Source organism: Mesorhizobium sp. M4A.F.Ca.ET.090.04.2.1 (genome assembly GCF_003999085.1).
Lineage (GTDB): Bacteria > Pseudomonadota > Alphaproteobacteria > Rhizobiales > Rhizobiaceae > Mesorhizobium.
The window spans coordinates 1-2,028 of sequence record NZ_RZOT01000752.1 but is presented as its reverse complement, the minus strand read 5'-3'; the positions used below and the strand labels follow the sequence as shown (position 1 = coordinate 2,028).

The 2,028-nt window shown below is 62.5% G+C and carries 3 protein-coding genes; 1 reads left to right on the top strand and 2 read right to left on the bottom strand.

All coding sequences use genetic code 11. The features are described from left to right. Both EN781_RS31385 and EN781_RS31380 read right to left on the bottom strand, forming a co-directional pair. On the bottom strand, window positions 1-633 hold a 633-nt coding region (locus EN781_RS31385; RefSeq protein ID WP_145965742.1), incomplete at its 3' end, for a hypothetical protein. Window positions 634-765: 132 nt separating this feature from the next. After that, window positions 766-1,125 carry a hypothetical protein gene (locus EN781_RS31380; protein ID WP_126056094.1) on the bottom strand — a complete coding sequence of 120 codons (360 nt, stop codon included), beginning with the start codon at window positions 1,123-1,125 and terminating at the stop codon, window positions 766-768. A gap of 310 nt (window positions 1,126-1,435) precedes the next feature. Here EN781_RS31380 and EN781_RS31375 point away from each other — a divergent pair. Further along, the coding region (locus EN781_RS31375) for a DMT family transporter (protein ID WP_189347956.1) at window positions 1,436-2,028 on the top strand (593 nt) is incomplete at its 3' end.

The following is a 2,028-nucleotide window of genomic DNA, read 5'->3' as shown; positions in this document are numbered from 1 at the left end:
CAGCCAGGCAAAGCTGCCTACCGACGCGACGACATGGCTTGCCCGGCGCAGCGTCTCGAAATCAGTCAACGGCGATGCCTTCGGCGCGAAGGCGGCATCGGGAAAGCGCTGGCGCAGGCGCCGGCAATAATCATTGTCGTCATGGACCTGGCCGACGAAGACCGGCTTGCGGCCACTGTCCCGGCTAAGGGTCTCGAAGAAGGCGAACGGCATCGGGCAGTAGTTGCGGTGGGAGCCGTCGAGTATATCGCCGGCCCGCACATGGATGACGAGGAATTCGTCGCCATAGGTCGGCGCATCGACTGCACGCCCGTCGAAAAACCCGGAAACCTCCATTCGATCGTAATAGCCCAACCTCTGTGCGAAGCCCTTGAACAGGATGCTCCGCGCGCGTTTCTCACGGAACGCGGCAGCGATCGTGTCGAGATCGTAGCGATGATAGCCTTCTACCCGAAGCGCCCGGTATCTCCACACAAGAGGCGGCCGCAGCTTGGCGATGGACCATTCCGGCAGATCGGCGTTGCAGACATAGCCGCCGGGAATGCGCCCGGCCAGCACATGGCTGAACATGTACTGGAACATCCTGTTTCCCATGCCGCCAAGCGGCCGCATGACGATCGGTACACGCCGCATCGAACCCCCTTGAAGCCGGCACCGGATCGAGCCTGTCGATCGCGATCCCGGCATTGTGCGCTGGAATAATCGCGTGAGGATCGTCTGATACGCAAGCCGTGCTTGTCGTCGCGTATCGGGGCCCAGTGCAGTCTAGGGATATTTTGTCTGAACTGCGATCGCGTCCCGGGAATCGCTCTCCAGGTCCTTCGGCAGCGGCAGGCTCGAGCAGTTCAAGTGCACCTCGCGGGCGAACAGCTTTCGCTGCTTCTGCTCGTGCTCCTTGATGGCCGCCACCAGCCCCATGCTGTACGGGCCAAGCAGGACGCCGAAGCCCCAGCCGGGGTGCTCCTTTTCGCGAGCGGCGTAGTTCGAGGCATCCATGCGGGCTTTCTGGCATTCCGGCGACGCCCATTTCGGGTCCTGCTGCGAAAGCGACGTTTCATAGTCGACCGGAGAGGTCACACACCCGGCCAAAGTCGCCGCCAGCACGACAAGCACTGCAATTCTCATCCACAAGCCTTTCCTAAAGCATCGCGGAGAAACCACAGATCGCTTGCTTCCACAAGGCGCGGGCTTGGACGAGGCAGCGAGAAACAGGGTTATCGTCGTTGGTCGCCCGGCTCAGAACTTGCGGCTGAGATAAGCGAGCATCGTGATCGGGCTGGGCGCGCATTGCCGGCAGGCTGGGCGCGACATTACCGGCGGCTCGGGCCTGGAAAGATTGCGCCTCCTACGCATGACTATTCTTGTGAGATGTAACATTCAAAGGCAGTGATATATTGCCGGCTTTGGCTGACGTTTCTTCAACGGGAGACATGGCATGCTGGCAATACCGATATCCCATCCAGGAGATCAGCCCGCCGTCGGGACGATATCCTCCTCGACCGGATCCTCCCCGACTCTATCGTCCTTGACCGGCTATCCGGCCGCCGTGCTGTGCTGGCTGCTTTCGGCCGGCGTCTACATCGCGGCCAAATGGGTGGCGCCGGAAATGCCGCCCTGGGGCCTCTGCTTCTGGCGGCTTGCGCTCGCCTCAGCCATCCTGCTGCCGATCGTGCACCGCCATCACGGCGCGATGATCACGCTGCTCAAAACCCGCGCGGTGGAGATCGTCGTCGTCGGCGCGATCGGCCTGACGCTTTGCCAGGGCATGATCTACCACGGCCTCAACGACACCGACGCCACAACGGCCGGCATCATCATGGCGCTGTCGCCGGTCATGACGATGGTGCTCGCCCGTTTTGTGCTTGGCGAGCCGCTCGGGCTCTGGAAGTCGCTCGGCGCGCTGGCGGCGCTTGCCGGGATGATGGTCATCGTCGCGCACGGCAACCTGACGGCGCTGCTTCAGCTCCGGTTCAATCCCGGCGAATTGTGGATCGTCGGCAGCGCGTTCTGCTGGGGTCTCTACACCGT

Coding starts and splice junctions, on each gene's coding strand:
- EN781_RS31380 (WP_126056094.1), bottom strand. CDS start 1,125: ATGAGAATTGCAGTGCTTGTCGTGCTGGCGGCGACTTTGGCCGGGTGT.